General features: G+C 68.4%; 19 protein-coding genes and 1 pseudogene. 7 read left to right on the top strand and 13 right to left on the bottom strand.

Annotation, left to right across the window (positions count from 1 at the left end; translation table 11 throughout):
- Window positions 1-73: 73 nt before the first annotated feature.
- The 3 genes from JI745_RS02870 to JI745_RS02880 are packed head-to-tail and all read left to right on the top strand — an operon-like array spanning window position 74 to window position 3,928.
- Entirely contained in the window at window positions 74-1,171 is a 1,098-nt protein-coding gene (locus JI745_RS02870) for an NAD(P)-binding protein (protein WP_201803593.1), read from the top strand.
- Between the two features lies 1 nt (window position 1,172).
- Complete coding sequence (locus JI745_RS02875) at window positions 1,173-2,723, top strand: cryptochrome/photolyase family protein (RefSeq protein ID WP_201803594.1); 1,551 nt, start codon at window positions 1,173-1,175, stop codon at window positions 2,721-2,723.
- Window positions 2,723-3,928, top strand: a complete 1,206-nt coding sequence (locus JI745_RS02880) for an FAD-binding domain-containing protein (protein ID WP_201803595.1) — start codon at window positions 2,723-2,725, stop codon at window positions 3,926-3,928. Before JI745_RS02875 ends, JI745_RS02880 begins: the two co-directional genes overlap by 1 nt.
- A gap of 42 nt (window positions 3,929-3,970) precedes the next feature.
- Here the strand turns inward: JI745_RS02880 and JI745_RS02885 are convergent, their stop codons facing one another.
- Complete coding sequence (locus JI745_RS02885) at window positions 3,971-5,092, bottom strand: ABC transporter substrate-binding protein (RefSeq protein WP_236674887.1); 1,122 nt, start codon at window positions 5,090-5,092, stop codon at window positions 3,971-3,973.
- 13 nt (window positions 5,093-5,105) lie between these two features.
- The gene (locus tag JI745_RS02890) at window positions 5,106-6,080 is read right to left on the bottom strand and encodes a tripartite tricarboxylate transporter substrate binding protein BugE (protein ID WP_201803597.1); all 975 of its coding nucleotides are present in this window, start codon (window positions 6,078-6,080) and stop codon (window positions 5,106-5,108) included.
- Window positions 6,081-6,376: 296 nt separating this feature from the next.
- On the opposite strand from JI745_RS02890, the gene JI745_RS26710 reads away from it, so the two are divergent.
- Window positions 6,377-8,203 carry an ATP-binding protein gene (locus JI745_RS26710; RefSeq protein WP_201803598.1) on the top strand — a complete coding sequence of 609 codons (1,827 nt, stop codon included), beginning with the start codon at window positions 6,377-6,379 and terminating at the stop codon, window positions 8,201-8,203.
- Window positions 8,200-9,561, top strand: coding sequence for a sigma-54 dependent transcriptional regulator (locus JI745_RS02900; RefSeq protein WP_201803600.1), 1,362 nt, complete (start codon window positions 8,200-8,202; stop codon window positions 9,559-9,561). The genes JI745_RS26710 and JI745_RS02900 overlap by 4 nt, the downstream gene beginning before the upstream one ends.
- 3 nt (window positions 9,562-9,564) lie before the next feature.
- Here the strand turns inward: JI745_RS02900 and JI745_RS02905 are convergent, their stop codons facing one another.
- The 7 genes from JI745_RS02905 to JI745_RS02935 all read right to left on the bottom strand — a co-directional run bounded on the left by JI745_RS02905 (window position 9,565) and on the right by JI745_RS02935 (window position 15,891).
- A complete protein-coding gene (locus JI745_RS02905; RefSeq protein ID WP_201803602.1) occupies window positions 9,565-10,023 on the bottom strand; it encodes an acyl-CoA thioesterase in 459 nt (152 codons plus the stop codon).
- Window positions 10,020-11,954, bottom strand: coding sequence for a diguanylate cyclase domain-containing protein (locus JI745_RS02910; RefSeq protein WP_201803606.1), 1,935 nt, complete (start codon window positions 11,952-11,954; stop codon window positions 10,020-10,022). Before JI745_RS02910 ends, JI745_RS02905 begins: the two co-directional genes overlap by 4 nt.
- 121 nt (window positions 11,955-12,075) lie before the next feature.
- Complete coding sequence (locus JI745_RS02915; RefSeq protein ID WP_201803608.1) at window positions 12,076-12,480, bottom strand: hypothetical protein; 405 nt, start codon at window positions 12,478-12,480, stop codon at window positions 12,076-12,078.
- A gap of 39 nt (window positions 12,481-12,519) precedes the next feature.
- Entirely contained in the window at window positions 12,520-13,854 is a 1,335-nt protein-coding gene (locus JI745_RS02920; RefSeq protein WP_201803609.1) for an HD-GYP domain-containing protein, read from the bottom strand.
- 132 nt (window positions 13,855-13,986) lie between these two features.
- Window positions 13,987-14,238: a hypothetical protein gene (locus tag JI745_RS02925; protein ID WP_201803611.1), complete on the bottom strand. Its 252-nt coding sequence runs from the start codon at window positions 14,236-14,238 to the stop codon at window positions 13,987-13,989.
- A gap of 98 nt (window positions 14,239-14,336) precedes the next feature.
- The gene (locus JI745_RS02930; protein WP_201803612.1) at window positions 14,337-15,476 is read right to left on the bottom strand and encodes a branched-chain amino acid ABC transporter substrate-binding protein; all 1,140 of its coding nucleotides are present in this window, start codon (window positions 15,474-15,476) and stop codon (window positions 14,337-14,339) included.
- 187 nt (window positions 15,477-15,663) lie between these two features.
- Window positions 15,664-15,891, bottom strand: a complete 228-nt coding sequence (locus JI745_RS02935) for a hypothetical protein (RefSeq protein WP_201803614.1) — start codon at window positions 15,889-15,891, stop codon at window positions 15,664-15,666.
- A gap of 176 nt (window positions 15,892-16,067) precedes the next feature.
- Here JI745_RS02935 and JI745_RS02940 point away from each other — a divergent pair, with 176 nt between their 5' ends.
- Both JI745_RS02940 and JI745_RS02945 read left to right on the top strand, forming a co-directional pair.
- Entirely contained in the window at window positions 16,068-16,451 is a 384-nt protein-coding gene (locus JI745_RS02940) for a hypothetical protein (RefSeq protein WP_201803615.1), read from the top strand.
- 1 nt (window position 16,452) lies between these two features.
- Window positions 16,453-17,964 carry a RecQ family ATP-dependent DNA helicase gene (locus JI745_RS02945; RefSeq protein ID WP_310738462.1) on the top strand — a complete coding sequence of 504 codons (1,512 nt, stop codon included), beginning with the start codon at window positions 16,453-16,455 and terminating at the stop codon, window positions 17,962-17,964.
- Here JI745_RS02945 and glgA read toward each other — a convergent pair.
- From glgA to JI745_RS02965, 4 genes and pseudogenes are all read right to left on the bottom strand, one after another.
- The gene (gene glgA / locus JI745_RS02950; RefSeq protein WP_404932838.1) at window positions 17,950-19,464 is read right to left on the bottom strand and encodes a glycogen synthase GlgA; all 1,515 of its coding nucleotides are present in this window, start codon (window positions 19,462-19,464) and stop codon (window positions 17,950-17,952) included. The genes JI745_RS02945 and glgA overlap by 15 nt on opposite strands.
- Window positions 19,465-19,496: 32 nt before the next feature.
- A pseudogene (locus JI745_RS02955) lies at window positions 19,497-20,705 on the bottom strand (glucose-1-phosphate adenylyltransferase); the annotation flags it as partial.
- 84 nt (window positions 20,706-20,789) lie between these two features.
- The gene (locus JI745_RS02960) at window positions 20,790-21,980 is read right to left on the bottom strand and encodes a glycoside hydrolase 100 family protein (RefSeq protein ID WP_310738464.1); all 1,191 of its coding nucleotides are present in this window, start codon (window positions 21,978-21,980) and stop codon (window positions 20,790-20,792) included.
- Window positions 21,977-22,297: a hypothetical protein gene (locus tag JI745_RS02965; RefSeq protein ID WP_201803622.1), complete on the bottom strand. Its 321-nt coding sequence runs from the start codon at window positions 22,295-22,297 to the stop codon at window positions 21,977-21,979. Before JI745_RS02965 ends, JI745_RS02960 begins: the two co-directional genes overlap by 4 nt.
- Window positions 22,298-22,341: the final 44 nt, after the last annotated feature.

The raw sequence follows: 22,341 nt of genomic DNA on the forward strand, positions 1-22,341 counted from the left end.
GATTATCAGGGCAACTTGCGCGACTATCGCAGAGCTGAACAATGTTTGACGCCGGACTCCCTATCATGACCCGGTGTCATTGAACTTCCCCAGAACCGTGGCCGTCATCGGTGCCGGCATGTCCGGCGCTGCATGCGCGCATGCCCTGACGCTCGCCGGCCACGCGGTTCACGTCTTCGACAAGTCACGCGGGGCCGGCGGGCGCCTGGCCACGCGTCGCTTCCAATGGGTGGAACGAGACGGGCACGCGAGCTCCACGCGGCTCGACCATGGGGCGATCGGCATCACGGCGCGTACCGCCGCGTTCCAGTCCTTCGTCGACGATGCCGTGCGCGCAGGCGAACTGGCGGCCTGGGCGCCCGTGATGGCCGAGGGCAGCCTGCCCCTGGAAACGAATGGGCCGTTGCACGTGCCCCTGCCGGACATGCCGGCGCCGTGCCGCCGCCTGCTGGAAGCTGTGCCTGCCACCTGGTCGTTTCCCGTCGACACGCTGCAGCGCGGCCCGCTTGGCTGGCAACTCGAATCGGCCGCACAACGCCACCCCGCGACCTTCGATGCCGTCGTGCTGGCCATCCCGCCCGCACAGGCGGCGCCCCTGATCGGCCCGCACCGGCCGGACTGGGCCCGCCACGCAAGCGTCGTGACGATTCAGCCCTGCTGGACCTTGATGGGCGTCGCGGATGCCCCGGATCCTGCCCCGACCTGGGATGCGGCACGGCCGCCGAGCGGGCCGCTCGCCTGGGTGCTGCGCAACGACGCCCGCCCTGGCAGGCCGCGCGTGCCCGGCAAGGCGCACTGGGTCGTGCACGCCCGCGCGGGTTGGAGTCGCCGCTACCTGGAGCAGCCGGCCTGCTGGGTCCAGCTGCAGTTGCAGTCGGCGCTCGGTGACTGGCTCCAGCAGCCGGTCGACTGGCACCAGAGCGTCGTGCACCGCTGGCGCTATGCACTTCCAGCGCAGCACCCGGTGCAACCGGATCCGCCGTTCTGGTGGGACGACGCGCAAGGGCTGGGCGTCTGCGGCGACTTTCTTGGCGGCGCTGGGGTGGAAGGCGCCTGGTTGTCGGGGCGTGCCTTGGCGAATGCGATGCTGCAGGCGGAGCACCAGGCCGCCTGCGAGGAACTGAAGCACGGCTTCGACGCGTGGCGCCACCACAAGGCCGGGGGCGGCTGAGATGCGCCACCTGATCGTCGTGCTGGGCGACCAGCTCGACCTCGACGCCTCAGGCTTCGACGGCTTCGACACCGGCCTCGACGCGGTCTGGATGGCCGAGGTGCAAGAAGAGTCGACGCACGTGTGGTCGAGCAAGGCGCGCATTGCGCTCTTCCTCTCCGCGATGCGTCACTTTGCATTGGCCCTGCAGGCCGCCGGCCGCACGACGCACTACACCCGGCTCGATGTGCCTGGCAACGCCGGCACGCTGGCCGCCCAGCTGCACGCCGACATCCAGCGCCTGCGTCCTGCGGGCCTGGTCATGACGGCGCCGGGCGACTGGCGGGTGCTGCAGGCGATCAAGTCGGTGGCCGAGGCCAACCGCCTGCCGCTGGACATCCGCGAGGACCGGCATTTCTTCTGCAGCGTTCGCGAGTTCGCGGCCCATGCCAGGGGCCGCAAGTCGCTGCGCATGGAGTACTTCTACCGCGAGCAGCGACGGCGCCACCGCGTGCTGATGGAAGGCGATGGCCCGTCGGCCGAGCCCATCGGCGGCCAGTGGAACTTCGATGCCGACAACCGCGAAGCGTTCGGTGCCGACGGTCCGGGCGCGGTGCCGCCGCGTGCACGCTTCGAGCCCGATGCCGTCACGCGGGAGGTGCTCGAACTCGTCCGCACGCGCTTCGCCGAGCACCCGGGCGAGCTCGACAGCTTTGCCTGGCCCGTGACACGCGAGCAGGCGCTGCAGTCGCTGCAGCGCTTCATCGCACAGCGGCTGACCCACTTCGGCCGCTACCAGGATGCGATGTGGCCAGGCGACCCGTGGCTCCATCATTCACACCTGTCGGCCGCCCTCAACCTGAAGCTGCTGAACCCGCGCGAGGTGGTGGCTGCGGCGGAAGCGGCGTTTCAGCAAGGGCAGGCGCCCCTGGCCAGCGTCGAAGGCTTCATCCGACAGATCCTCGGATGGCGCGAGTACGTGCGCGGCGTGTACTGGACACAGATGCCACGCTACCTGGAGCGCAACGCCCTGCAGGCCCGACACGACCTGCCCGCCTGGTACTGGAACGGCGCCACCGACATGGCCTGCCTGCGCGACGCCCTCACCCAGACGCTTGCCCATGGGTACGCCAACCACATCCAGCGCCTGATGGTCACCGGCCTCTACGCGCTGATGCTCGGTGTGGAGCCCCGGCAGGTCCACGCCTGGTACCTGGCGGTGTACGTCGACGCGGTCGAGTGGGTCGAACTGCCCAACACGCTCGGCATGAGCCAGTACGCCGACGGCGGCGTGATTGGCAGCAAGCCCTACATCGCCACCGGCCGGTACATCCAGCGCATGAGCCCGCACTGCAAGGGCTGCCGCTACGACCCCGAACAGCGCGCGGGCGCAGACGCCTGCCCCTTCACCACCCTCTATTGGGACTTCCTCATGCGCCACGACACCGAACTCGCCGGCAACGCCCGCATGGCGCTGCAGGTGAAGAACGTGGCGCGGCTGACCGACGCACAGCGGCGCGAGATCCGCGAACGTGCATCGGCCATCCGCCGGGGCGAGGTGGGTGGCGCGTGATGCAGGCCCCAGCGCCCACGCTTGCCGCGGCACACCAGCGGATTGCCGCCGTTCGGCCCGAGGTATACGCGCGCACCCGCAACGCGCTCGACGGCGCGGTCAGTGGACTGTCGCCCTATATCACCCATGGCTTCGTGTCGCTCAGTGACGTCCTGTCCGGCGTGTCGGCGCGGCATTCGCTCCAGGTGCAGCACAGGTTCGTCTACGAGCTGGGTTGGCGTGCCTACTTCCGCCACCAGTGGCAGCACCACGGCGAGGGCATCTTCCGCTCGCTGCACGAGGGCCCGCTGCACGACGGCGCCTACGCCATGGCCCTGCCGGCCGACATCCGAGAGGGCCGCACCGGCGTTCAGGCCATCGATCAGGCGGTGCGCACGCTCTACCGCACAGGCCTGCTGCACAACCATGCGCGCATGTGGCTCGCGAGCTATGTGGTGCACCTTCGAAAGGTGCATTGGCGTGCCGGCGCCGACTGGTTGTACGGCCACCTGCTCGATGGTGACCTCGCCAGCAACCATCTCAGCTGGCAGTGGGTCGCCGGCACCGCAAGCCACAAGCCCTACCTCTTCAATGCCGACAACGTGGCACGGCATGCACCTTCGGAGTGGCACAGCGCTGGCAGCGTGGTCGACACCTCGTACGAGGTACTCGACCGCATCGCCCACACGGCATCGGAGCGGAGCGCCGTGGAACCCACCGCCCGCGAGGACGACCCGTGCCCGGAACCTGAACGGTTCACCGCCCCGCCCGCCGGGCTCGGCACCAAGGCGCCGAATGCCGCGGTCGCCGCCGGCTACGACGTCTGGATCGTGCACCCCTGGAATCTGGGCGCCCTGCCCGACTCCTTGCCCGACAGGTGTCGGGTGATCGGCATTTTCACCACCGACTTTCACCGCGCCTGGCCCTGGACCGAGCGGCGCTGGCGTTTTGTCGGCGAGCGCATGGCCGAGCTGACGTCAGAGTGCTGGTACGGGGATGCAAACGCCGTCGGCGCCGCCCTGCAAGGCGCGATGAGCGTGTGCACCGTCGATGATCCGCACCTCTCACCATGGCTCAGGGACACGGCCGACTGCGCGCCCGCCCCGAGGCTCTTTCCGCACATCAACCAGCGCTGCGATTCCTTCAGCCAATGGTGGGCACGCGCGAGCCTTGGCCTGAACTCGGCGGCAGACCTCCTGGCGCTCGCTCAGCGGACCGCTGAATGATTTCCGCGCGCGGGTCCTCGGCGAAGAGCCCACTCGACACCATCAACGCGTGAACCTTCCGTCGGCGGCGATGATGGACAGGTCGACGAAGTCGAAACCCGTGTGGTCCGTCGGCGAATACGACAGCTCCAGCCCCCCGATGTCGAGCCTCTGCATGCCGTGCAGTGCAGCAAGCAAGGCCGCGCGTGTCGGGTCTTTCCCGGCCCGCTTGATCGCTTCGACCAGCACCTTCGCCGCGGCAAAGCCTTCCAGCATGGCGGGCGACAGCTCGGTCTTGCCCTTGCCCTTGGCCAGCTCGAGCGCGTGCCGCACGAAGCGCGGCCCGGAGGCCCGCTCGTACGGGAAGACCTGCGTCACGATCGTGCCGCGCGCATGCTCGCCCATCTGCTTGATGAACGCGCCCGAGGCGTTGTTGGACAAGGTGATGATCTGCGCCGACGAGCCCGCCGCACGGATCGCCTTGGTGGCATCGACCACCGCGGTCGCCGAGCCGATGATCAGCGCCGCCTGCGCCCGGCTGTGCAGCACCTTCATCGCCACGCCGTAGAACACCGGGTTCTCGCGCTCGAACTCGTGCACGACCACCGGGCTCTTGCCGATGTTCTCGAAGCCCTTCAGCGCCCCCACCACGGCATCGGCCCCGAACGAGTCCTTCACGTGCAGGACCGCCACGCGGCTGAGCCCGGTCACCCCCAGGTGCTCGATGGCCCGCATGGCCTCGCGCTGGTAGGTCGCCCGCACGTTGAACACATACGGGTGCGGCGGCTGGTGCAGCACCATGGCGCCGGTCGACGGTGCGATCAAGGGCACCCGGTGCTTGGCGAGATGCGGCAGCACGGCCTGGGTGTGCGGCGTGCCCCGGCTCAGGAAGAGCGCCACCGCGCCCTCCTTGACGATCAAGGCTTCCGCGTTGGCCGCTGCGAGCTTGGGGTCGAACTTGTCGTCCAGCTGGACCAGGCGGATGCGCTGCCCGTTGACACCGCCGCTGGCGTTGACGAAGTCAAGGTACAGCTTCGCCCCGAACGACAACTCTTCGACGCTGCCTTTCACCTGGCCGGTGAAGCCGCTGGTCTGGCCGATCACGATGTCGGCTCGTGCGGCCTGGGCGCACAAGAGCATCGCCAGGGCGCCCATTGCCTTCAGCAGAATCCGTGCGTACCGCATGGCGGCCTCCTGTTCAGTCGAGCTTGAGCTTCTGCTGCTCCACCACGCGCTTGTAGACGGCGTACTCGGCCTTGGTCTCGGCCGCAAACTGTTCAGGGGTGTTGCCGATGATGATCGCGCCGGTCTCCTCAATGCGCTTGCGCGTCGTGGGGTTCTCCAGCACCTTCTTCACCGACGCGTGCAGCTTCGCGACCACGGGCCGCGGCAGGTTCTTCGGGCCGTGGAAGCCGTAGTACGCCATGCGGTTCACCGGCTCGAGGCCCAGCTCCTTGAAGGTCGGCACGTTGGGCAGCATGGGCAGGCGCTGAGGCGCGGCCACGGCGATCGGCAGCAGGCGGTTGTCCTTGATGAAGGGCAGCGCCGAGGGCAGGTTGTCGAAGATCATCGGCACCTGCCCCGCGATCGTGTCGGTCAGGGCCGGGCCTGCGCCGCGGTAGGGAATGTGCGTGATGAAGGTCTTGGTGATCGACTTGAACAACTCCATCTGCAGGTGCCCGATGCCACCTGCGCCCGAGCTGGCGAACGAATACTTGCCCGGGTTGGCCTTCACGAGCTCGAGGAAGGCCTTGAAGTCCTTCGCCGGGAACGACGGGTGCACCGCGAGCACGTTGGGCGTGGCGGCGATGTTGATGATCGACGTGAAGTCGACCGTCGGGTCGTACGGCGTCTTGGGGTTGAGCGACGGCACGGCCGCGGTCGTCGACACCGTCGCGATGCCGACCGTGTAGCCGTCGGCAGGCGCCTTGGCGATCTCGGTGGCCCCGAGCATGCCGCCCGCGCCACCCTTGTTCTCCACGATCATCGGCTGGCCCATCACCGCCTGCATCTGGTCGGCCACCACGCGCGCAATGATGTCGGTGGTGCCGCCGGGCGCAAACGGCACGATCACGCGCACCGGCTTGTCGGGGTAGTCGGCCGCCGCAGCAACCAGAGAGACGCTGGCCAGCGCCGCAGCCAGAAGAATTCTTGTCGTGGACTTGAGGGTCATCGTGTTGTCTCCGAGTGAATGACACGCCCTCCACTGCATCGGCCATGCCAGGCGCTGCAAGCGTGATGCAACTCGCGCTTTCCCTCGTGAAGCGCAAACTGCTTCTCGGTTTAACGGGTCTGTCTGGCTGGAAATCCGCACGGCCGGCGATTGCGATTGCGGATGTCCGGAATGCGCGCCGTGCGTGTTGTTCACGGCGTGTAAGTAGCTTCCACGACGCCGTGCCGACAGAACGGCTCAACACTCCTGCGCATCTCAGCACGCGCTGCACGCCAATGCTTTCGCATCACATCACCGTGAGGAGCACGAGCCGCCCGACCCAGGGTTGGCCGCGCTTTTCATGGACGGTGATGGCGTTCATCGCCTGCGTGGCGCTCGGCTTGTTTGCCTATCGGTTCCTGCTCGAGAGCCGCTTGCAGGACCAGCAGCGCAGCGGCGCGAAGCGCCTCGAGTTCTTCACGCTCACGCTCGATGCGGTGCTCACGCGCCACGAAGTGCTGCCCGGCGTGCTCGGCCTCGAGCGGCAACTGGCCGCGCTTCTCGATGCGCCGGACGAGTCCACCCGCGCGGCCGCCAACCTCTTCCTGCAGGCGGCGGCCGCGAAGGCGCAGGTCAGCGCCGTCTACCTGATCGACGACACCGGCGTCACGCTCGCCGCCAGCAACTGGAACCAGAAGACGAGCTTCGTCGGGCGCAACTACGGCTTCCGCCCCTACTTCCTCGACGCGCGGGACGGCCGCCTCGGCCGCTTCTATGGGGTCGGCGTGACCAGCGGCGAGGCGGGCTACTTCCTGGCCGCGCAGATCCTCACGCCGCGCGGCGCGACCGGCGTGATCGCGGTGAAGGTCACGCTCGACGGCTTCGAGGAAGCCATGCGCCAGAGCGGCGAGACGGTGCTCCTGGCCGACCACGAAGGCGTGGTCTTCCTGAGCTCGGCGCCGGAGTGGAAGTACCGCGCGCTGGGGGTGTTGTCGGAGGCGGTGCGCGAGCGCTTCCGGCAGACCCACCAGTACGGAGACGCGAAGCTGCTGCCGATCTCCGACCGCGAAGAGGCCATCTCGCCTTTCGGCACGGCCACCCTCACCCGCGGCGGCACGGCGCGCGACTACACCGTCATCGGCCACCCCATCGGCCCGCTTGGCTGGCAGATGCTGCTGCTGGTCGACCCCCAGGAAGCGCACCGCTCGGCCTTGACGGGTGCGCTCGTCGTCACGCTGAGCGGCGGCCTGCTGCTGGCGCTCGCGGTGCAGTGGGACTTGCGCCGCCGCAGGCGCAATGACCGCCACGCGGCCGAGGCGCGGCTGAGCGCCGTCCACGCCGAGCTCGAAGGGCGCATCGCACAGCGCACGCTGGCGCTGTCGGACGCCAACGCGCAACTCGAGCGCAAGGTGGCTGAACTCAAAAGCGCCGAAGCGATCGTGCGCGAGACCCAGGACAAGGCGGTGCAAGCCGGCAAGCTCGCGGTGCTCGGGCAGCTTTCTGCCGGCATGAGCCATGAGCTCAACCAGCCGCTCACCGCCTTGCTGACGCTGTCGTCCAATGGGTCGAAGCTGCTGCAGCAGGGGCGCATTCCCGAAGTGCAGGAGAACCTCACGCTCATCAGCGAGGTGGCGGCCCGCATGGGGCGGACCATCACGCAGCTCAAGGCGTTTGCGCGCAAGGCACCCACCTCGGCAGACCGTGTGCACGTCGTCAACGCGGTGTCGCAGGCCGCGATGCTGGTCGAGCCACGGCGAGACGAGCTGCAGGCCACCATCGACCAGCACCAGGTGCCGCCTGACCTGTGGGTCAAGGCCGACGAAACACGGCTGGCCCAGGTGCTCGTCAACCTGCTGCGCAACGGGCTCGATGAAGTGGCCGGCCAGGACAAGCGCCACATCGACATCAGCGCGGAGCGTGTCGACGACCGCGTGATCCTGCGCGTGCGCGACTCGGGGCCCGGCATCGCGCCCGACGTGCTGCCCCACCTCTTCGAGCCCTTCTTCACCACCAAGCCGGCCGGCGAAGGGCTGGGCCTCGGGCTCGCGCTGTCACTGGGCATCATCCAAAGCATGGGCGGCCGCCTGCAAGCCCGCAGCACCCGCGCGGGGGCCGAGTTCTCCATCGAGCTGGAGGCCGCATGAGCCAAGGTGCTGCACACGCGGCGACGGTGATGCTCGTTGAAGACGACGCCGTGGTGCGCAAGGCCTGCGAGCAGGCCTTGTCGCTCTCGTCGATCGGCGTGCGGGCCTTCGCAAGTGCAGAGGCCGCGCTGGAAGAGTTCCACCAGGTCCAGCCGAGCGTCGTCGTGACCGATGTCCGCCTGCCCGGCATCGACGGCCTGAAGTTCCTCGAAGAGCTCCACGGCCGCAACAAGGACCTCCCCATCATCGTGGTCACCGGCCACGGCGACGTGAGCATGGCCGTCGAGGCCATGCGCGACGGGGCCTACGACTTCATCGAGAAGCCGTTCTCGTCGGAACGGCTGGTGGAGTCGGTGCGGCGCGGCCACGAGCGCTATTCGCTGATCGCCGAGAACCGCCGTCTGCGCGAGCGCCTGCCCTCGGCCGACAAGTCGGCCGTCATCGGTCAGAGCAGCGCCATCCTGCGGGTGCGCCGCCTCATCAGCGCCCTGGCACCAACCGACGTCGACATCCTCCTCATCGGCGAGACCGGTGCCGGCAAGGAGGTGGTGGCCAAGCAGCTGCACGACGAGAGCCGGCGCACCGGCCATTTCGTGGCGCTCAATTGCGGCGCCTTGCCCGAGTCGGTCATCGAGAGCGAGATCTTCGGCCACGAAGCCGGCTCGTTCACCGGCGCCCACAAGCGGCGCATCGGCAAGATCGAGCACGCCAACCGCGGCACCCTCTTCCTCGACGAGATCGAGTCGATGACACCGGCGATGCAGACCCGACTGCTGCGGGTGCTGCAGGAGCGCGAGATCCAGCGCCTGGGCAGCAATGAATCCGTTCCGGTCGACTGCAGGGTGATCGCGGCTGCGAAGGGAGACCTGAAGCTGCTGTCCGACCAGGGCCGGTTCCGCGCCGACCTGTACTACCGGCTGAACGTTGCCTCGATCGAGATCGCCCCGCTGCGCGAGCGCCTGGACGACATCCCGCTGCTCGCCACGCATTTCATCCAGTGCGCGGCCGAGCGCTACCGCGTCGAGCCGCCCGAGCTCACGGTAGAGGTGCTCATGCGATGGCAGCAGCACCACTGGCCGGGCAACGTGCGAGAGCTGAAGAACGCGTCGGAACGCTTCTGCCTGGGGCTGGACGATGGCGTGGCGGCCGCCAGGAGCAGCGGCTACTCGCTGGCCGCCCGGCTCGACGTGCTGGAGCGCTCGATGATCAGCGAAGCCCTGCGCAACGCGGGCGGCAACGTCGGCAAGGCAGCCGACCTGCTGCAGATGCCGCGCAAGACGCTCTACGACAAGCTGCACCGCCACGCTTTGGTGCCGGCCGACTTCTCGACCGAGCCCGGCAAGGGCGGCGCGCGCTGAGCGTCAGGTCTCGTTCTGCGCCTGCAGCCGCAGCTTGCGGCGGCGCATGGCCTGCAGGTGACGCGTGGCCTCCACGTCGTTGGCGGGCACCAGGGTCGGCACTTCCACGGGCCGGCCTTCGTCCATGGCCACCATCGTGAAGAAGCAGCTGTTGGCGTGGCGGGTCGTGCGCTCCTGGATGTTTTCGGCCATCACCTTGATGCCGACCTCCATCGAGGTGCGGCCGGTGTAGTTGACGCTCGCGAGGAAGGTGACGAGTTCGCCCACGTGGATGGGCTCGCGGAAGGTCACGTGGTCGACCGACAGCGTGACGACATAGCGCCCGCTGTAGCGGCTCGCACAGGCATAGGCCACCTGGTCCATCAGCTTGAGGATGGTGCCGCCGTGCACGTTGCCGCTGAAGTTGGCCATGTCGGGTGTCATCAGCACCGTCATCGTCAGCTGGTGGGTGTTGGGGATCATGCGCGTTCCTTGAGGTGGGTTGCGGCGGGTTCGGCCGAGTCGACCCGAGTGTGTTCGAGCGCTTCACCGATGACGAAGGTGCGACGCCCGCCCTTCTTGGCGTCGTACAGGTAGGCGTCGGCGCTGTGGCACAGCGCCTGCGGTCCGATGGTGCGGTCGTGCGGTCGCCAGGCCACGCCCACGCTCGCGCCGATGTGCACCGTGAGGCCGCCTTCCACGGCGAACGGGCGTTGCGCCAGTGTGACGATGGCGCTGGCCACCCGCTCGGCCACGCCCACGTTGGCGATCGCGGGCAGCAGCACCGCAAATTCATCGCCGCCCAGGCGGGCGACGACGTCGTCTTCGCGCACCAGGCGCGCCACCCGCTGGCCGAACGCGGTCAGCACCGCGTCGCCTGCGGCATGCCCGTGGGTGTCGTTGACCGGCTTGAAGCCATCGAGGTCGATGAACAGCAGGGCCAGGTACGTTCCCGCCACCGGCTCTGCCGACAGCGCCGAGGCCAGGCGGCTCTCGAACCCCTTGCGGTTCATGAGCTGCGTGAGGTGGTCGAGCTGTGACAGGCGCGCGAGGTCTTGCAGGCGTTGCTGGGTCTGCGTCACGTCCTGCGTCATCACGTGGACGCCGGTGACGGCCGTCCTGTCATGGTTCCACTCGGGCCGGTAGGTTGCCTCGAAGCAGCGATACATCCGCATGCTGCGGTACTCGCGCTCGAAGACCACCGTCTCGCCGGCGAGCGCGCGCCGCATCTGGGGCTGCGTGGCCTCGTATTCCTCGGGGTCGAGCACCTCCCACACGCCCTTGCCTTCGAGCTCGCGGGCGTTGCAGCCGTACTGTTGCGCATACAAGGCGTTGGCGAACACATAGCGCTGCTCGCTGGAGACGAAGCACACCATCACCGGCAGGTTGTCGACGACCGCATGCAGCCGCTCCTTGCTCTGGCTCAGCTGCTCACGGGAGCGCTCGCGTTCGACGTCGCGTGCCCTGCGCAGCCACGCAAACAGCACGAGGGCCATGACCAGCGCCGCGGCCAGCACCCCGGCGAGCGCCCCCAGCCACCCAGCCGAGCGTGACGCGCGCAGGTGCTTGAACGACACGATCTGCCAGCCGCGGTCGCCGATGCGGTGCCACACCGGTTGCAACGAGTGCAGCAGATCCGCGTGCAAGGGCGCAGCGCTCAGCCGGCTGCCGTAGCGCTGGGTCGCTTTGAGCGTGGCCAGGTCTTTCGCGCTCAGGGGCTCCACCGGGCGGTACAGCCATGAACGGTCCGAGCACAGGAACACCACGCCGAATTCGTCGACGACCGCCACGACCTCCTCTGCGTCGTCGCCAGACATCCTGAGCGTCGAATCGAGCGCCACCTTCACCACCACCACCCCTTTCGAGCCATCGGCTGCCTGCACGCTGCTTGCAAGAAAGTAGCCAGGTTCGCCCGACGTCGCGCCGACTGCATAGAAGCGCCCGGTGCCGTGGGCCAGTGCGTCCTGGAAATACGGCCGGAACGCATAGTTCTGGCCGACGAAGGAGCCCGGCCGGTCCCAGTTGCTGGCGGCCAGGGCCGTGCCGCGCCCGTCGATCAGGAATGCGGCCATGAGGTTGCCACTCCTGGCGATCTCTGCCAGATAGGCATTGGCCTCACCGATGGCGGCGTGGGTGGGCGCCGCGAGGGCCTGGCTCAGGCGCGGGTCCAGCGCCAGCATGCGCGGCAGCGCCTCGTGGCGGCCGAGCACGGCGCCGAGCGCCGCCGAGACGGACCGCAGGCTCTGCGAGGCGGCCGCGATCTGCGACCGGGCCGATACCGCGTAGGCAAAGTGATAGGCCGCGAGCCCGCTGGCCGTGCAGCACACCAGTGCCAGGACGATCCACAGCCAGCCCGACCGGAACCAGCCGGACGGGCGTGACCAAGGTCCATGTCTGGCAGATCTCTCGTCCATACCGCACTCTTGTCGGCATGTCGAACCGAATGCTGAGCGACGTTACGAGCGGACGCCGCGCATTCCGGGATTCCGCCACCCAGCCCCTCCCCGCGTCTGGAAAAGCCGGCGTCCAGGGTTTTCACACAGCGGTCGGTGCCGCCACACGGCGCGAGCGTCGCACCGCCACGTGGATCACCAGCGTCACGACGAGCATCGCCAGCGTGACGAGGGCCCAGGTCACCCACAGGATCGGGGCAAGCCAGCCGATGGCCGTGCCGGCCCAGGGCAAGACGGATTCGATCGACTGCGCCGCCTGCTGGATGCTCGCCAGGATGCCCGGCAGCAGTTCGAGCAGATCACCGGGAATCCAGTCGCGCAGCCAGGCCGGCAGGAGCGCCACCACTTCGGGCACCCGGATGGCGCCGATGCCGCCGGCCGCCTGCAAGGCGTCGGCCGCCCAGTTCGTGACGGCGGAGGCCAGCCAGACGGCCGCGGTCCAGACGGCCAGCAGTACGGCAAACACGATCCAGATGGCTGCAATCACGACGCGCTCCAGGTTTCCATTCGGAGCGCGATTCTGCCGTCAGCCGGTCGCTGCGACCGCTGGGGTCTTCGGGCCTTTCAGGCGGCCGACCAATTCGGCGATGAGGGACTGGCCCGAAGCATCGAGCTGGCCGGCGCGCAGGCGCTGTTCGCGCTCGAGCTCGCGCATGCGCCACTCCATCTCGCCGACGAGCGTGACGATTTCGGCATAGACCCGCGCGTCTTGCAAAGACGCCAGTTCCGACACGATCTGCACCGGGTTGCCGGTGTCGAGCCCGGTGCTCGAGAACGACGCCCGGATGCGCTGGATGCGCTGCAAACCCGACTCGAGGACGAGACGCACCGGCGCGTTCGCCGACAGGATCTGTTGCTCGATCCACCCGCGCTCCCCGTGGAAGCGCTCGAGCGTGCCGGCGATGCGCAGGATGCGCGGCACCATTTGCTCCAGCGGCGGTGCCGAGGCCAGCTCGATCGGCATGTCGGGCGCGGTGCGGGCGGCCGACGACACGGCATCGAGCAGCGCCGGCGCGAACTCTCCGGGCACCAGTCGTGCGGCCATGCTCGCGCGCAGCAAGGGCGTGACGCCCGATTCCACGAGCCCCATGAGCCACTCCGACGCGGCGAGGATCTGCCCGTTGAGCGACAAGGCCTCGCCCTTCACCCCTTGCGGGTAGCCGAAACCATCGAGCCGCTCGTGGTGCATCAGCACGGTGTCGGCGATGTCCTTGCCGGCACCGACCATGTCGCGCAGCACGCGGCTGGCGATCAAGGGGTGCGCGGCGATGTGGCGCCACTGCTGCGTATCGAGGCGCGTGCCTTTGCGCACGAGCGCGGGGTCGATGTACAGCTCGCCGACGTCGTGCACGAGGCCGGCGGTCGCGAGCATGCGGTGGCGGTCGATCTCGCCGGGCAGCAGCCGGCGGCCGAGCGCCATGGCCAGCATAGACACGCCCACGGCGTGCTCGACACGCTCTTCCTGCTGCTGCCCGTAGACCGTGAGCAGCGACTGCATGGGCATCGAGAGCGTCAGGCTCCCGAGCGAGGCTGGAATGGCGCGCGCCCGGTCGCTTTCGCACAAGGCATTGAGCAGCGGGTGCTTGGCGAGCAGCGCCGCCGCCACCGGCTCGAAGCGGGCCGGGATGATGCCGTTGACGATCTCGATGCAATCCTCGAGGGGCTTGGCCAGCTTGTGGCGCAGCAATCGCTCGCGCGTGCTGGCGTCGATGCGTGCGCCCTTGGCGAGGAGCTTGATGCCGTTGCCGGTGAGGATGTCCTCGGACACCGCCACGTCGTGCGTTTCCGAGGTCTTGACGACGTGGTTGAGGTAATGCGGGTTCACCGCATCGGTCGACGCGGTTCCGGCAGGGGCATTCATGTGTAGCTCTTGGGTGGCCTCCAGGGTGCACGGTATATCGGCCCCGCGGCGCCGTCCTTGAGCCCTGCTTGTGCCGCCACGGCGGCAGCGGCCCGCGCCTTGATCTGGATCAAGCCGGACCGGGGGTGTCCCTCAGTGTCGCGAGCCGACGGGCGTGAGCGTCAGGTCGGAATTGCGAACGCGCAGGCTGCCGTCGGCCAACTCGTCGACGCTCTCGCCCCCGGCCAGCCGGTACTCGACAGCACCGTTGGGTTCCCAGTGCTCCTGACCGTCGGTCTGCAGCGACTGGTCTTTCACCAGATGCTCGTAGGCGCAGACCTTGTAGGTCTGGCCGTCCGCTCCGCGGGCAGGAAACGAGTCGAGCAGGTGCAGCTTGTGTTCCATGGTGGTTCTCCTCAACGCGGGACTTGAATCAAGCGGAGTTGAGCGGCAAGCGGCGCGCCTGACTCCAGCCGATATGGAGTCCAGTTCGATTCGTTGGTTCACCAGTCGGCACTGCGGGTGACGGTCTCCCATGCACCCCGGGTCACCTTGTAGACCCCCACGGCACCGTACTTCTGCTCGCCGTCTTCGCGGAAGCGCATGTTGTTCGTCACGGGCGCGAGCGCGTCAATGACCTTGAGTTGAGCCGTCAGCTTTTTCGGGTCGACCGACCCTGCGCGGCGCATGGCGGCCGCCAGCACGTAGGTCGCGTCGTAGGCGTAGTGCGCGCCGTACACCGGGTTGCCCTTGAAAGCGGAGTTGAACTTGTCCAGGAAGGGCCTGCCGGAGGGGAACTCGATGGCATCGGCGATGGGCGAGGTGGCATACACGCCGCGTACCCCCATCGCCGCCTGCGCCATCTTGGGCGTCTTGATGTCGCCCCCGATGACCACCATGGAGGTGAGCTCCGCCTTGACGAGCTGCTCGATCAGCGCACCCACCTGAAAGTCGGCCAGGGTGGTGACGAACACGTCGACGCCCGCCGCCTTGAGCTCGGGCACCAGCGTGTTGAAGTCGGTGGTCTTGTCGTCGAGCGACTTGCGCAGTGCCACCGGCTTGCCGGCCTTCTTGATCTCGGCCGCGGCCAGGTCGGCCAGGCCTTTGCCGTACGGCGTGTTGTCATCGACGACCGCGAACTTGCTGGCACCGGCAAGCGTGGCCGCATACGAGCCCAGGGCCTTCGACTGCAGCGCGTCGTTGGACACCAGGCGCAACGTGGTCGAGTGGCCGAGCTGGGTGTACTCGGGCTTGGTCGAGATCGCAAGCTGGGCGATGTCGTTCTTGGCATAGACGGGAGCGGCGGCCATGCTGACCCCGGAATTCAGGTGCCCCACCACCGCAACCACACCGGCCTCGACCAGGCTTTCGGCGACGCGCACGCCTTCATCGGCATTGGACTTGTCGTCCACGGCCACCAATTCCAGCTTGACGGGTTTCCCGTCGATCTTGAAACCTTGGGCGTTGAGCTCGTCGATGGCGAGTTGGACGCCGTTCTTCATGTCATGGCCCAGCGCCGCGAGCGGGCCGCTCATGGGTTGGGCCACGCCGATCTTGACGGTGTCGGGGATGCGGTTGCAGCCGACAAGAAGGAAGGCGCAGGCGAAGGAAGCAAAGAGCAGTGCAGGACGGAAACGGGGCATGATGAATGCGGCAAGTGGATCGACAAGCGGCACTCCACTGCAGAAAGCGGGCCAACGCGACATGCCCCATTGCGAGCAGGCACGGCGTGCCAAAAGTCGCATCTTGCGTTGGCGCGCCTGCGCCGCACGCCCCGATCGGCCATGCGCCTGCACCCGGCCGGTTCATTTTTTCGGCCGGGGCAACGCCTCAGTGCTTCACGTTCTCGCGGTTGAACCCTCGCGTGGGTGCCATCGTCGTCGGCACCTGCTGCACCGAGCTGCAGGGCGCCTGCCATTCGCGCAGCTCGGTGGCGAGGATGGTGTGGCGGTCGCGCTCGGCGCGCTCGATGAGGGCGAAGACGTTGTCATCGTTGACCAGCTCGCGGCCCACGCCGCGGGTGAGCCTTGCGTAGATTTCGTCGATCGACAGATCCATTGCGGTTCCTTTCAGTGGCAATGCCTATCGGCGGGCAAGTGCCGTTCCGTGTTTCCTTGGGAGCGGGTGCGTGGGAGAACCCCGACACGCGATCGCCCTGCGCTCCGATGGCCGGGGCCTGCGCGGCGCGCCACAGTCGGCTCACCGCTGACACAGCGCAGATACAGGAGCATTTGATGGCAACGAGCAGCATCCTCGGCGGCAACACCGCCCCCCAACGACCCCTCGGCACCGGTGCCGATCTGCTGGGCCCGAGCGACAGCTCCGATTCCGGCAGCGACGTGCAGGGCGAGCGCGCCCTGGCGACCGACGCCGACGACGGTGGCACCGGCGCCATTCCCGCCGAGCTCGACAGCGACACCGATTCGCGAGGCACCGGCGAGCGCGCCGCGGCGATCGGCACCGAGCCGCGCGATGGCGGCGACATCATGCCGGACCGGGTGATCCGCACCTCGGACGCTCTGGACGACGCCGACCGCCTCGACGTCGACGAACTGGTGGTCGACGACGACGACAGCGACAGCGGCGAGGAAGACCCGGCCGACGACCCGCGCCACTGACGTGGCGCGCAGCCAGAAGAAGCCCCGGCCCGCGGGGCCCCCCTCGGCGCGGCTGCTGTCGCGCACGCTGAAAACCACCTTCGGCCTCGACCATCTGCGCGAAGGCCAGCAAGCGGTGATCGAGCGGGTGCTGGCCGGGCGAGACACCCTTGCCGTCATGCCCACCGGCGCGGGCAAGTCGCTCTGCTACCAGCTGCCGGCGCTGCTGATCGAGGGGCGCACGGTGGTCGTCTCGCCGCTCATCGCGCTGATGAAGGACCAGTGCGACAAGCTCGCGCAGCAAGGCGTGGCGGCGGTACAGGTCAACAGCGCGCTCGACGGCACCGAGAGCCGCGAGGCCCTGGCCGCGGTGGCCGACGGCACGGCCCGCATCGTCTTCACCACGCCCGAGCAGCTGGCGAACGCGGGCTTTCGCGAGCAGCTGCAGCAGCACCCCATCGGCCTGCTGGTCGTCGACGAGGCGCATTGCGTCTCGCAATGGGGCCACGACTTCCGCCCGGCCTACCTGGAGATCGCCGACGCGGCCCAGGCGCTCGGCCGCCCCACCCTGCTCGCTCTCACCGCCACCGCGACCGACGAGGTCACCCGAGACATCTGCCAGCAGCTGGCCATCCCGGCGGCGGGCGTCTTCAACACCGGCGTGTACCGGCCCAACCTGCACTACACCGTGGAGCTCGTCACCGACGACACCCACAAGCTCGAGCGCCTGAAGGCCCTGCTCGTGGGGCTGGAAGGTTCGGGCATCGTCTACTGCGCCACGGTCAAGGCCGCCGAGGCGGTGCACGAGGCGCTGCTGCTCGCGCGCGAGTCGGTGGCGCTCTACCACGGCAGGCTCAAGGCCGACGAGCGCCGCGCGGCACAAGACGCCTTCATGGAAGGCCGCGCGCGGGTGATGGTCGCGACCAATGCCTTCGGCCTCGGCATCGACAAGCCCGACACCCGCTTCGTGCTGCACTGGCAGATGCCGGCGGGGCTGGACGCCTACTACCAGGAGTCCGGCCGCGCCGGGCGCGACGGCGAGCCCGCCACCTGCACCCTGCTCTTCCTGCAGCGCGACAAGGCCGTGCAGCAGTTCTTCATGGCCGGCCGCTACCCGGGGCTGGACGAGCTCGACGCGCTCTACGCCGAGCTGCTGCGCGCGCCAGGTCAGACCCTCGCGCAGCTCGTGGAGCGGCTGGACATCCCACGCACCAAGCTGCAGGTGGCGGTGAGCCTGCTGCGCCGGCTGCGCATCGTGGGCAGCGATGCCGACGGCCAGCTGCGCCTGCTCAAGGAAACGCTCGACAGCCAGACGCTGCACCGCCTGGCGAGCGAATACCAGGCACGGCGCGAGAACGACCGCGCCAAGCTCGAGCAGATGGTGGACTACGCGCAGAGCGGACACTGCCGCTGGCGCGTGCTGCTGCAGCACTTGGAGGGCGAGGCGTCGCCGGGCGACTGCGGCACCTGCGACACCTGTCGCCGCCTGGCGCAGCACCAGGCCGAGCTGAAGCGCGAGTCAGCGGCGGCCTGAGCGGGCCGCCCTCGGCTTGCCCTGAAAGCCCGCGTGGCTGTCGCCTTTCGTCTGGCCATTCGTCTGGCCATTCGTTTGACGATAGAGCGCCGCGTAGCGCTGCGCGCTCTGCGGCCAGCCAAACGACTGCGCCATCGCGCGCTGCTGCAAGCCACGCCAGGCCGCGGGGTCGCGCCACACCCGCAGCACCCGCATCAGCGTCTCGCGCAGGGCATCGGCGCTGTCTTCCTGGAAGACGAAGCCGGTGCCGTCGGGCGCCGACGCATCCTTCACCGAATCGGCCAGGCCACCGGTTGCCCGCACCACCGGCAGCGTGCCGTAGGCCTGGCTGTACATCTGGTTCAGGCCACAGGGCTCGAAGCGCGACGGCATGAGGAACACATCCACCCCCGCCTCGATGACGTGGGCGAGCCGTTCGTTGAAATCGGTGCGCACCGCCACCTGGGCCGGGTAGGCCTGCGCGGCGTCCCGCAGCTGTTGCTCGTAGCGCGCCTCGCCGCTGCCCAGCACGGCGAGCTGCGCGCCCTGCTTCAGGAGCCATGGCAGGTTGGCGAGGATGAGGTCGATGCCTTTCTGGTCGGTGAGCCGGCTCACCACGCCGAAGAGCGGTGCCGCGTGCGTGGCCGAGAGGCCGAGCTCCACCTGCAGGGCCTCGCGGTTCGCCGCCTTGTCGTCGAGGCAGCCGGCGCCGTAGCGCACCGGGATGAGCGGGTCGCTCACCGGGTTCCACACCCGCGTGTCGATGCCGTTGAGGATGCCGTGCAGGTCTTTGCTGCGAGCGCGCAGCATGCCGTCCATGCCGAAGCCGAGCGCTTCTTCCTGGATCTCGCGCGCGTAGGTCGGGCTCACGGTGGTGATGACGTCGGCGTGGCGCAGGGCGGCCTTCATCATCGAGATCTGGCCCCAGTGCAGGAGGCCCTCGCCCTCGACCTGCATCCACTCGTCGGGCAGGCCGAGCGCCGCCTGGCGGTCGGCCGGGAAGTTGCCCTGGAACGCGAGGTTGTGGATGGTGAACATGCTGCGGGCCTGCGGCGCGGGCATGCGCTTCAGGTAGGCCGCGGCCAGGCCCGTCGGCCAGTCGTTGGCGTGCAGCACGTCGGCGCGCCAGTCCTTCCACGGCGAGGCCCCCGAGGCGGTGCGCGCCGCCACGTGGCTCAGGAAGCCGAAGCGCTCGGCGTTGCTCGCATGGTCGACGCCCTTCTCGTCGCCATATGGGCCACCGGGCAGGTCGAACAGCGACGGACAGTCGAGCAACCAGAGGCTGAAGCCCACGCTGGCCACCCGCACCAGCTCCGCAGCCGGCCACACGTCTTCTGCGGGCAGCGCCAGGCGCTGCGAGCCTTCGAGCACCAGCTGCGCCAGCGGGCGGTAGGCGGGCATCAGCACCCGCACGTCGTGCCCCTGCTCGGAAAGCGCCGCAGGCAGCGCTGCGCTCACGTCACCCAGGCCGCCGGTCTTGACCCAGGGAGCGCATTCGGGGGTGACGAACAGGACCTTCAGCGCAGCCGGGCCGCTCATGCCCGCGGCGCCGGGAAGTGCCCTCGCGGTACGACCACGATGCCGTTTTCGCTCACGTGGAAGCGCTGGCGGTCACGCTCGAGGTCGTAGCCGATGGTTTCGCCCGGCGGGATGCAGTTGTCGAGGTCGACGATCGCGTTGCGCAGCTTGGCGCCGCGGCAGATGGTGTTGCGGTCCATCACGATGCAGTGGTCGAGCACCGCATCGGGCTGCACGGTGACTGCGCGGCGCAGCATCACATGGTCGAGCCGCGCGTCGTTGACGATGCAACCCGAGCCGAGCACCGAGCGACGGATCACGCCGCACTCGACCTTGGCCGACTCGGACTGGTCGGCGCTCGCGTAGATGGGCCAGTCGGAGTTGGTCATCTTGAAGCGTGGGGTGGCACCCAGGGTGTCGAAGTGGGCGGCGAAGTAGGCGTCGATCGTGCCGACGTCGCGCCAGTAGGCCTTCTCTTCGTAGTCGGCCACGCCGGGCACCACGTTGGTCGCGAAGTCGTAGGCCATCAGCTTGTGCGTCTTCATCAGGCGCGGGAGGATGTGCTTGCCGAAGTCGCTCTCGCCCTTGTCGTGCGCGATCTGGAGCTCCTTCATCAGGACGTCGGCCGAGAAGATGTAGTTGCCCATCGAGGCGAGCGCATGCGTGGTGCTGCCCGGCATGGGGCGGCAGGTCGCGGGCTTTTCCTGGAAGTCGGTGATGCGCAGGTTGTCGTCGGTCTCCACGATGCCGAAGCTCGGGCTTTGCTCGCGCGGCACCGGCAGGGTGGCGACCGTCACGTCGGCGTTGTGGGCCTTGTGGTGCTCGATCATCTGGCGCACGTCCATGCGGTAGATGTGGTCGGCGCCGAAGACGGCCACGATGTCCGGCCGGAAGGTCTCCATCAGGTGGAGGTTCTGGTAGACCGAGTCGGCGGTGCCCTGGAACCACTCGGGCCCGTTGCGCATCTGCGGCGGCACGACGGTGATGAAGTGGTCGGGCAGGAAACGCGCAAGCTGCCAGCTCTGCCGCACGTGCTCGATCAGCGCCTGCGACTTGTACTGCACGAGCAGATAGATCGAGTAGATCTCGCTGTTGACAAGGTTGCTGAGCACGAAATCGACGATGCGGTGCTTGCCGTTGAAGGGCACTGCCGGCTTGCAACGGTGCGCCGTGAGCGCGTGCAGCCGCGTCCCTTCTCCCCCTGCCATCACGAACGCCAGCACGCTCTCTGAAGTCTTGCTCATGGGTTTGTTCTCGTCGTCATGACGCGAGAGTGGCAAACGGCGTGCCGTTGCTGGAAAAGGGTCATTTGCCCATTTACGACACCCTCAGGCGAGCGCCTGTTGCGCCATGAGAAACGTGGCCGCGTTCCAGCTCTGGCCGGCCATGCCCATGGGCTGCAAGGTCTGGCCGTGGAACCACTCGGTGAAGCGCCAGCCGTCAAGGCTGCACACCTGTGCGAGCTTTTCCAGTTCGTGGCGGGCGGCCTCCTTCTTGCCCAGCTGGGCCAGGGCCATGGCCCAGAAGCCGCCAACGAAGGGCCAGATGCCGCCGTTGTGGTACTGGTGCGGCTGGTTCTGCTTGTGGCGGTTCATGTAGGCCCGCCACAGCTCGTCGTCGGGCTGGATCGGGTGCGTGACAACGCGGATGGGGTATGGGTCCGACGCCCGGGCCTCGTTGAAGGTCTGGATGATCTCGCGCGCCATCGACTCGTCGGCCAGCCCGTACAGCACCGCCAGCAGGTTGCCGAAGACATCGCCCTCCTCGCCCGCGAACGAGAGGTTCACGAAGCTCAGGTACAGGCCCGGGTCGCGCAGCCCGCGGCGCGCGTAGTGGCCGAGCAGCCGGCCGCGCCGGTATTCGGGCAGGTCTTTCTTGAACGGGTGGAACAGGTGGTTGAAGTGGTAGTGCGTCTGCTCCAGGTTGGGCAGTTCGTACAGCAGCTTCACCCGGTACCAGAGGGCATTCGTGTACAGCACGAAGCCTGAGCGGGGCATGATGTCGGCCCAGTCGCTGGCCTCGTTTTGCTGCAAAAGAAAGAAGCGCTGGTGTTCCTGCGCCAGCAGCCACTGCAGCGCACGCCGGATCTCGTCGCCCCAGCGTTTCTCGAGCCCGCCGATGCGGCTGTGGCGGCGCACATGGTCGATGGCGATCAGCCACCAGAGCGTGGCGTCGATGCAGCCGAGGTACCAGAAGTCGGCGTCCTGGCCGGCCGGGTCGACGTATTTCGGGATCTGCCCGTTGGGCGCCTGCAACTGGGCGAGCGATTCGATGCTTGCCACGGCGCCGTGCTCCAGCGCCTCGTCGCCGGTGCCGGCCATCGCCAGCACGCAGATGGCGGCATCGCGGCCGAAGATGCGGGTGTAGCTGCGGGCCTCGGCGGCCTCGGTGCGGCTGGCGGCAAGGATGCCCTGCGGCGTGAGGTTGTCGCGCAGCAGCTGCAGCGAGCGGGCGCTGCATTCCTCGACCAGCGAGGTGGCGTGGTCGGCGCCCTGGTGGTGCAGATAGGGGTGGCTCACGAGCCCTTGGGAGTGGAGTCCTTGGAGGGCTCGCATTCTGGCGGCTGGCAGGCCCCAGGGCGCAGCGTCCAGTCGGTCGCGTCCTTGTCGGTGCTGATGCGCTTTTCGGCGGCCATCGCCGCGCTCGGCGAGATGGGGTCGCTGGCAGGGAAGGTTTCGTCCAGCGCCTCGTCGAGCAGCTCCTGGTAGGTGGGCACGGCTTCGGTGGGCTCGCGGGCCTTGCCTTCGAGCCGCTCCTCCGGGCGTTTCACTTCCCGCGGGTCACGGGGGGCGGCCGGCCGATCGGCCTTCTTGGGGGTCTTGCGTTCCTGGGTCATGGTTGCTCCTTGCGTCAGGTCCGATGTTCCCAATTTGCCGCACC

It is taken from the genome of Piscinibacter sp. HJYY11, assembly GCF_016735515.1.
Classification (GTDB): Bacteria; Pseudomonadota; Gammaproteobacteria; order Burkholderiales; family Burkholderiaceae_C; genus Rhizobacter.

Excerpts from the sequence above, each read along its gene's own strand:
- JI745_RS02910 (WP_201803606.1), bottom strand. The coding sequence starts at position 11,954 with ATGGACGAGAGATCTGCCAGACATGGACCTTGGTCACGCCCGTCCGGC.
- JI745_RS02875 (WP_201803594.1), top strand. The coding sequence starts at position 1,173 with ATGCGCCACCTGATCGTCGTGCTGGGCGACCAGCTCGACCTCGACGCC.
- JI745_RS02890 (WP_201803597.1), bottom strand. The coding sequence starts at position 6,080 with ATGACCCTCAAGTCCACGACAAGAATTCTTCTGGCTGCGGCGCTGGCC.
- JI745_RS02885 (WP_236674887.1), bottom strand. The coding sequence starts at position 5,092 with ATGCGGTACGCACGGATTCTGCTGAAGGCAATGGGCGCCCTGGCGATG.
- JI745_RS02920 (WP_201803609.1), bottom strand. The coding sequence starts at position 13,854 with ATGAATGCCCCTGCCGGAACCGCGTCGACCGATGCGGTGAACCCGCAT.
- JI745_RS02880 (WP_201803595.1), top strand. The coding sequence starts at position 2,723 with ATGCAGGCCCCAGCGCCCACGCTTGCCGCGGCACACCAGCGGATTGCC.
- JI745_RS02935 (WP_201803614.1), bottom strand. The coding sequence starts at position 15,891 with ATGGATCTGTCGATCGACGAAATCTACGCAAGGCTCACCCGCGGCGTG.
- JI745_RS02905 (WP_201803602.1), bottom strand. The coding sequence starts at position 10,023 with ATGATCCCCAACACCCACCAGCTGACGATGACGGTGCTGATGACACCC.
- JI745_RS02940 (WP_201803615.1), top strand. The coding sequence starts at position 16,068 with ATGGCAACGAGCAGCATCCTCGGCGGCAACACCGCCCCCCAACGACCC.
- JI745_RS02930 (WP_201803612.1), bottom strand. The coding sequence starts at position 15,476 with ATGCCCCGTTTCCGTCCTGCACTGCTCTTTGCTTCCTTCGCCTGCGCC.
- JI745_RS02925 (WP_201803611.1), bottom strand. The coding sequence starts at position 14,238 with ATGGAACACAAGCTGCACCTGCTCGACTCGTTTCCTGCCCGCGGAGCG.
- JI745_RS02965 (WP_201803622.1), bottom strand. The coding sequence starts at position 22,297 with ATGACCCAGGAACGCAAGACCCCCAAGAAGGCCGATCGGCCGGCCGCC.
- JI745_RS02900 (WP_201803600.1), top strand. The coding sequence starts at position 8,200 with ATGAGCCAAGGTGCTGCACACGCGGCGACGGTGATGCTCGTTGAAGAC.